The following is a 6,728-nucleotide window of genomic DNA, read 5'->3' as shown; positions in this document are numbered from 1 at the left end:
GGCGGGGACGGGGTGCGGCGGGGTGCCTAGAGCGCGGGGCCGGTGACCAGCAGGGCGAGCACGACCGCGCCGACGGAGCTGACGGCCGGGCTCTTCGCCTTCAGCCCGATCGTCAGAAGCAGCAGTCCGGCGATGCCCATGGGGCCGTAGTGCCATTCGACGAGCTGTTCGAGGACGACGACGAGGGCGGCGGAGACCAGGGCGAGGGCGGGCATTGGGGTTCCCCCTTCAGGTTGGGTGGCGGTGATCCTCCTTCTGGCGCCAACTTGGCGAAGTTGGCGACCAAATCGGTCTATCTCTGCTTGGGTTGTCCCCACTTGGTTGGCCTTCTCAAACAAGTTTCAAACAACTCCACGGAGATAGGACAGAGTTGTAGCGTTTGGCCGTGAACCAGGAGAGCGTGGCAGTGAACGGCAGCAGAAGGCGTACGCCCCAGGAGATCGCCGATGCTCTGCGCGGCCGTATCCGCAGCGGCGAGCTGAAAGCGGGCGACCGCCTGCCCACCCAGGCGGAACTGGCCGAGGAGTTCGGGGTGGAGCGCGGCACAGTCCGCCAGGCTCTGCGCGCCCTCCAGGAGGACGGCCTGCTCACCGGCGTCAGCAAGGGCAGCCCGCCGCGCATCGCGGAACCCGCGCCCGCAGCAGAGGCACCCCAGCCCACCATGGTCGGCCTCGCCCCCCGCCTGGTGGAGGCCTTCGCCGCCCCTCAGGTGAGGGTGGACGTCGTCTGCCACACCGCGGAGACCCTGCTGCTCGCCATGGGCGAACCGCTGCGCCACATCCACGAGGGCCGACTGCGGCCCGAGTCCGTCGACATCCGCATCCTGCTGCCCTCCCGCGACATCAACCTCGCCTTCCCCGTCTCCGTCGAGGGCGACGACGAGACCGTCCACCAGCGCTGGCTGGACATGCGCAACGCCCAGTGCCAGGTCCTGCGCCACAACCTGCTCGCCCTGCGCTCCACGCACGGCATCGACGTCCACGTCACCTACCGGGCCCTGACCTTCACCCCGCCGGTCAAGCTGTACGTCCTCAACGGCTCCGAGGCGCTCATCGGCTACTACGTGCTCTCCCGGCGGGAGGAGGAGTACGTGGGCCAGACCCTGGACATGTACGACGCCCTCGGCTCGCGGTCGCTGCTGTTCTCCTTCCAGCGCTCGGCCGGGGGCAGGGACACCGCGTTCGTGGAGGAGTCGCAGAAGTGGTTCAACGCCCTCTGGGAAACCATCACCACGGACCTGACACTCTCCTAGTGACTTCTGATGCGACGCAGAGCGAAGCGGTGACGGACGAGACCAGGACGCTGCGCGATCTGATCGGCAGAGCACAGGTCGTGCTCTGGGACTTCGACGGTCCGGTCTGCCGGCTGTTCGCCGCCCACTCCGCCGAGAAGGTGGCGAACGGCCTCATCGACTGGCTGGAGAGCCAGGGCCTGCACGGCCTGCTGACCGAGGAGGAACGCGAGACCGTCGACCCGCATGTGCTGCTGCGCGCGGTGGACCGCCGCCGCCCCCGCAGCGACCTCGTCCTCGAACTGGAGGAACGCCTCACCCAGGAGGAACTGCGAGCCGCGTCCTCGGCCTGGCCCACCCCGTACGCCGACCCGGTCATCCGCACCTGGACGGCCCTGGGCACCCGCTTGGCCGTCACGACCAACAACTCCCCGCGGGTCGTGACGAGATACCTGCGCGGCAGAGGCCTCAGCGCCTGCTTCGAACCGCACATATACGGCCGTACGGAGAACCTCAGCCTCCTCAAACCCCACCCGCACTGCCTCAACCGTGCCCTCAGTGCCACAGGCACCGCCCCCGCCGACGCCCTGATGATCGGCGACACCCCCTCCGACTGCCTCGCCGCGCGGGAGGCGGGTGTGCCGTTCCTCGGCTACGCGCTGCACGACAGGGGACGCCGGAGACTCCGGAGGGCCGGTGCGGGGCCGGTGCTCGACTCGCTGGAGCCGGTCCTGCACGCACTGCGGGGCGTCGCCTGAGAGGAGCCCGGCACCCGGCCGCCGCCGGCGAGGCGTCCGGCCGATCCCCGGCCGTCGCCCGCCCCTCTCCTGCCGTCCCGTCAGCTCTGGACCATCAGCAGCACGAGCACGACCGCCCCCAGCGACGTGTACGTCGAGGAGCGAGCCCGCAGGCCGATGCCCAGCAGCACCAGCGCCATCACGCCCATGGGCCCGAACCGCCACTGCACCAACTGCTCAACCCCCAGCCCCACCACCGCCAGGGCTGTCTCCGCTACGGGCATGGTTCCCTCCGACCCCCTCGAACCGTCAACCGGCCAACCAATTGGACTGGTTGAATCAAATTGGAACTTCCCTGGGCGGCTGATCGTCTAACTTTCAGTCCGATTGGAGTGGTTGGTTGAGGGAAAGTGGTGTTTCGGATGTGCGGAAGCGGTAAGTTCGCAGAGTGGTCAGCTCAGACAGCACCGACAGCGGAGGCCGGGAGTTCACTCGGGTGGAGACCGCCCTCAGGGAACTCCTGGACAACGGCACCTATCAGGCGGGCCAGTTGCTGCCGCCGCAGCGTGAACTCGCCGACGAGTACGGCGTGAGCCGTCACACCATCCAGCGCGTTCTGCGCAAGCTGGCCGAGGAGGGGCTGATCGAGCCCCGGCAGGGCAGCGGCAGCAAGGTGCTCGCCAATCCGGGCGGCGCACCGGCGCAGCGGCTGCCCGGACGGTCGGGTCGTGTCTCCCTGCTGCCGTTCGTCAACCACGCGTTCGAGCAGGACGAGGTGAGCCTGGACGTCTTCTCGCTGACGTCGGAGACTCTGCTGCGTCATCTGCAGAACCAGGAGGAGCGGGTCGTCGCCGCGGAGATCGCCCCGCGCCGGGTGCGGCTGCGGATGCTGCTGCCCTGGGAGGACGAGCCGCTGGCCTATCCGCGGGCCGTGGACCCCGGCGACGGCCGGGTCCGCGAACGCTGGCGGGCCATGGTCCACAGCCACATCTTCCAGGTGGAAGAACTGTTCGAGAGGATGCGCGGCCAAGGGGTGGACGCGGTGGTCGAGATCCGCCGCTTCCCCATGACCCCCCAGTTCAAGCTCTACGTCCTCAACGGCACCGACATGCTCTTCGGCCCGTACGAGGTGGTCCGGCGTTCCATCCCGGTGACCGGGCCGACCCCCGACGCGACCGAGACGGTCGACGCGGTGGACGTGCTCGGTCTCGGATCGACCCTGACGCATCACCGTCGGCGCGAGGCCGAGGACAGCCACGATGCGCTCTTCTTCCGGAGCATGAATGACTGGTTCGAGTCGCAATGGGAGTGCTGGCAGGATCTCGCCCTGCACTGAGCGTGAGGGAGCGGCGTCCGCATGGTGACACGTCGTGAAGAGGGGGCCGTACCGTACTACTCTGTGCGGCCATGTCGCACCCTCTGCCTCGCAGGGCGCAGCTGTCACTTGTGCGCCGTTTCGCCGAGGCGCGGCTCCGCAGCCGCGACGGGGTGGTGGTTTCAGGCCATCACAACCGCAATGTCATCGCACCACTGCGGCAGCCCCTGGCCCTGCTGCTCGGTATCCGCTCCGGACGGACCCTCGCCAAGTTCCGCACACCGCTGCCCACGATCGAGGTGGTCCCGCGGATCTGGCCCAGGGAGGCCCAGGTGCTGAAGGTGGTGGGAGACCGCCTGCACGGCCAGGTGCCGAGGTGCCTGGCCGACTTCGGTGACTGGTCGCTCCACGACTATCTGCCCGGCCGGTCCCTCGCCCAGGAGATCCCCGAGGGACCGCTCGGTCCGCGCGTCCGGCGGCAACTGGCGGAGTTCTTCGCCCGCCTGGCCGCCGTACCGCGCGAAGCCCTGCCGCCGCTGCCGGACGACTGGCCCGCCGACGGTGACTCCCGCGGCTTCCTCGCCCGGCTCGCCCGGTTCACGGAGGAACGCGTCCACCGGCCCAACCGGTCCAGGTTCGGCGAGCTGTTCGACGCGGTGGGGATTCCGCGTGACGCCATGGAACGCTTCATGGGCGCGGTGCCGTCCCTGACCGGTCGCCCGTTCGTGCTCCTCCACACCGACGTCCACCGGGCCAACGTGGTGGTCACCCACGGCCCGGACGGGGAACGGCTGTCGGTCATCGACTGGGAACTGGCCCTGTACGGCGACCCGCTGCACGAGCTGGCCACCCACCTGGTCCGCACGGACTACGACAAGGCGGAACAGGAAGAGATGGTCCGCTGCTGGTCGGAGACGATGAAACGGTCCGGCCGCCCTGACCTGACCGTCGGCCTCGACCGTGATCTGCCGGTCTACCTCGGCTTCGAGTACGCCCAGTCGGTCTACCCCGACGTCATGCGCGCCGCGCTGTCCCTGCCGGACGACCCGGGCGCACCCGACCTCGCCCGCGCCGCCGCGCGCGTCACCCGGGCGATGGGCAGAGCACGGGAGCCGCTCGGACTGGTCGAGCGTCCGCGGGACGACACCGAGGTGGCACAGGCGCTATGGGCGTGGCGGCGCGAGGACCGGGAACGGACGGAAGAACGGGCCCCCACCGACTCACCCGGCGGGGCGGCCGGGCACAACCCGCCGGCCGGGCACACCCGTACCCGTGACCGTGGCCGGGCCGGTGCGGGACGCCGGACCACCCGGCCGGCACCGCCCGTCGAACCGCCACTGGCCCTCGAACCGGCGCCGACCGGCGCCCCGGCACCCCCCGACGAACAGGCCGAGAAGCGGAAGGAGCTGCGGCACGGTGGCTGACGGCGAGGACAAGGACGGCACGCTGGAACGGGCGACGACCGGCGAGGCCACCGCACCTGGCGGCCGGACGCGGGATGAGGCCCGGCACGTCCCGGGCGACACCGAAGCGGCGACACCGGACGCGTACAGCGGTGACGTGGACCGCGCCGGGGACCTGCTGTGGGGCGGGCGGGGCGTGGCGGCGGCGCGCTGTGTGCTGTTCGACTTCGACGGCCCGGTGTGCCGGCTGTTCCCCGAGGGCCGGTCCATGCCGGTGGCGGAGCGACTGCGCGCCCACCTGGCTCAGCTGGGGCTGGGCGGCCTGCTCAGCGCCGAGGAGCGTGCCGACAAGGACCCCCACGTCGTCCTGCGGGCAGTGCACCGCGCCGGGCGCGAGCGGGACCTCGGCGACCTGGTGGGAACGCTGGAGCACATGGTCACCGAGGGCGAGGTGCGGGCGGCGGGCGAGGCCTGGCCGACGGCCGACGCGGACGGCCTGATCCGGCGTCTGCACGAGGGGGGAGCGGCGCTGGCCGTCGTCACGAACAACTCGGCCCGAGCGGCCGACCGCTACCTCCGCGAGCACGCCCACCGGGGCCGCAGCCTGCGGGACTTCTTCACCGCCGTACACGGACGCGGCCCGGACCCTGACCTGATGAAACCCCACCCCGATGTCCTCACCCGCGCCCTCACCGGCCTCGGACTGCCCCCCGACAGCGCGGTGATGATCGGCGACACCCCGACGGACGCCGAGGCGGCACGCGCGGCGGGCGTCCGGTTCATCGGCTACGGGCGCGACGAGGCCAAGCGGGCGCGGCTGCGGCGTGCGGGCGCGGGCGTGGTCATCGGCTCGTACGCCCCCTTGCTGCACACGGCCGAAACGGCCGGGGTGTGCGGGCGCCGGCACGCGCAGGGCGAACCGCACGACGGCCCCGGCGACGGCGCACCACGGTGCCGGTGCGGGGCGCGCTCGCCCGTACGCTCGCTGCATGAGTGAGAGCGGGCTGCGTGAGCGCAAGAAGCAGCGGATGTTCCAGGAGTTGTCGGACGTGGCGATCCGGCTGTTTCTGGAGCGGGGGTTCGACGCGGTGCCGGTCGCCGAGGTGGCCGCGGCGGCCGAGGTGTCCAAGCCGACGCTGTTCCGGTACTTCCCGGCCAAGGAGGACCTGGTCCTGTACCGGATCGCCGACCACATGGAAGAGGCGGCGCGGGTCGTCGGCGAGGCGGACGTGCCGCCGCTGGACGCGCTGCGCCGGCACTTCCTCGACGGGCTGCGCCGCCACGACCCGGTGACAGGGCTGAACGACGCGCCCGAGGTGCTCGCCTTCCACAGTCTGCTGTACGGCACGCCCGCGCTGGCGGCCCGGGTCATGGCGTACCAGGAGCGGTCCGAGGCGGCGCTCGCCGAGGTGCTCGGCGGGGACCTGGACGCGCGGCTGGCGGCGGCGCAGATCGTCGCCGTGCTGCGGGTGCTCGCGCTGGAGAACTGGCGGCGGATCGCCGCGGGGGAGCGCGCCGCGGATCTGGAGGCCGAGGCGATGGCGGCGGCGGAGCGGGCGTTCGAGCGGTTGGAGCGGGGGCTGCCGGGGCTGCGGGCGGACGGCTCCGGGAGCCCAGGCTGAATGAGAGGCGGTAATAAATTTAACCGGGTTACGTTTCTTGGGCTAGGGTCGGGGCATGACGTCGACCGACCACGCCCCTGACGCCGACCACGACCTCGCCGACGCCCTGACCCGGGCCCGCGCCTACCACGACGTCTGCCGAGCCGCCCTCACCGCCATGGTGGAAGGCGCGGACCGGCAGGTCGTCATCGGCGAGGACGTCTCCGCCTCCGGTGCCGACGCCGAGGTCCTCGGCTACCGGCTGCGCAGCGAGGCCAAGGCCCTGCGCGAACTGCCGGAAGGCCCGCTGTTCTTCGGCCGCCTCGACTTCGCGGCCGACGGCCCCGACGGCCCCGGTGGTCACAGCGGTGCCGCCGGTCACAGCGACCCCGCCGACTCCGGCGCCCCCGACGGCCGCGCAACCCCCGCCGGCCTCGGCAC

At 71.5% G+C, this 6,728-nt stretch carries 8 protein-coding genes and 1 pseudogene; 7 read left to right on the top strand and 2 right to left on the bottom strand.

Going from position 1 to position 6,728, the window contains the following annotated elements:
* Positions 1 to 26: 26 nt before the first annotated feature.
* The gene (locus MTQ10_RS25800) at positions 27 to 215 is read right to left on the bottom strand and encodes a hypothetical protein (protein WP_247472560.1); all 189 of its coding nucleotides are present in this window, start codon (positions 213 to 215) and stop codon (positions 27 to 29) included.
* A gap of 191 nt (positions 216 to 406) precedes the next feature.
* On the opposite strand from MTQ10_RS25800, the gene MTQ10_RS25795 reads away from it, so the two are divergent.
* The gene (locus MTQ10_RS25795) at positions 407 to 1,252 is read left to right on the top strand and encodes a GntR family transcriptional regulator (protein WP_247472561.1); all 846 of its coding nucleotides are present in this window, start codon (positions 407 to 409) and stop codon (positions 1,250 to 1,252) included.
* Positions 1,252 to 1,989: an HAD family hydrolase gene (locus MTQ10_RS25790; protein WP_247472559.1), complete on the top strand. Its 738-nt coding sequence runs from the start codon at positions 1,252 to 1,254 to the stop codon at positions 1,987 to 1,989. Before MTQ10_RS25795 ends, MTQ10_RS25790 begins: the two co-directional genes overlap by 1 nt.
* Before the next feature lie 80 nt (positions 1,990 to 2,069).
* Here MTQ10_RS25790 and MTQ10_RS25785 read toward each other — a convergent pair whose 3' ends face one another.
* The gene (locus tag MTQ10_RS25785) at positions 2,070 to 2,252 is read right to left on the bottom strand and encodes a hypothetical protein (protein WP_247472558.1); all 183 of its coding nucleotides are present in this window, start codon (positions 2,250 to 2,252) and stop codon (positions 2,070 to 2,072) included.
* Positions 2,253 to 2,416: 164 nt separating this feature from the next.
* Between MTQ10_RS25785 and MTQ10_RS25780 the strand changes: the two genes are divergently transcribed.
* From MTQ10_RS25780 to MTQ10_RS25760, 5 genes and pseudogenes are all read left to right on the top strand, one after another.
* The gene (locus MTQ10_RS25780; RefSeq protein WP_247472557.1) at positions 2,417 to 3,304 is read left to right on the top strand and encodes a GntR family transcriptional regulator; all 888 of its coding nucleotides are present in this window, start codon (positions 2,417 to 2,419) and stop codon (positions 3,302 to 3,304) included.
* Positions 3,305 to 3,375: 71 nt separating this feature from the next.
* Complete coding sequence (locus MTQ10_RS25775; protein WP_247472556.1) at positions 3,376 to 4,707, top strand: phosphotransferase family protein; 1,332 nt, start codon at positions 3,376 to 3,378, stop codon at positions 4,705 to 4,707.
* The gene (locus MTQ10_RS31550; RefSeq protein WP_247472555.1) at positions 4,700 to 5,683 is read left to right on the top strand and encodes an HAD family hydrolase; all 984 of its coding nucleotides are present in this window, start codon (positions 4,700 to 4,702) and stop codon (positions 5,681 to 5,683) included. The genes MTQ10_RS25775 and MTQ10_RS31550 overlap by 8 nt, the downstream gene beginning before the upstream one ends.
* On the top strand, positions 5,676 to 6,308 hold the full coding sequence (locus tag MTQ10_RS25765) for a TetR family transcriptional regulator (protein ID WP_247472554.1): 633 nt from the start codon (positions 5,676 to 5,678) through the stop codon (positions 6,306 to 6,308). The genes MTQ10_RS31550 and MTQ10_RS25765 overlap by 8 nt, the downstream gene beginning before the upstream one ends.
* A gap of 55 nt (positions 6,309 to 6,363) precedes the next feature.
* Positions 6,364 to 6,728: pseudogene (locus MTQ10_RS25760) on the top strand (hypothetical protein); the annotation flags it as partial.

It is taken from the genome of Streptomyces sp. XM83C (assembly GCF_023072675.1).
Lineage (GTDB): Bacteria > Actinomycetota > Actinomycetes > Streptomycetales > Streptomycetaceae > Streptomyces > Streptomyces thermocoprophilus.
This window is presented reverse-complemented; position numbering and strand designations above follow the sequence as displayed.

Excerpts from the sequence above, each read along its gene's own strand:
- MTQ10_RS25800 (WP_247472560.1), bottom strand. The coding sequence starts at position 215 with ATGCCCGCCCTCGCCCTGGTCTCCGCCGCCCTCGTCGTCGTCCTCGAA.
- MTQ10_RS25765 (WP_247472554.1), top strand. The coding sequence starts at position 5,676 with ATGAGTGAGAGCGGGCTGCGTGAGCGCAAGAAGCAGCGGATGTTCCAG.
- MTQ10_RS25775 (WP_247472556.1), top strand. The coding sequence starts at position 3,376 with ATGTCGCACCCTCTGCCTCGCAGGGCGCAGCTGTCACTTGTGCGCCGT.
- MTQ10_RS25785 (WP_247472558.1), bottom strand. The coding sequence starts at position 2,252 with ATGCCCGTAGCGGAGACAGCCCTGGCGGTGGTGGGGCTGGGGGTTGAG.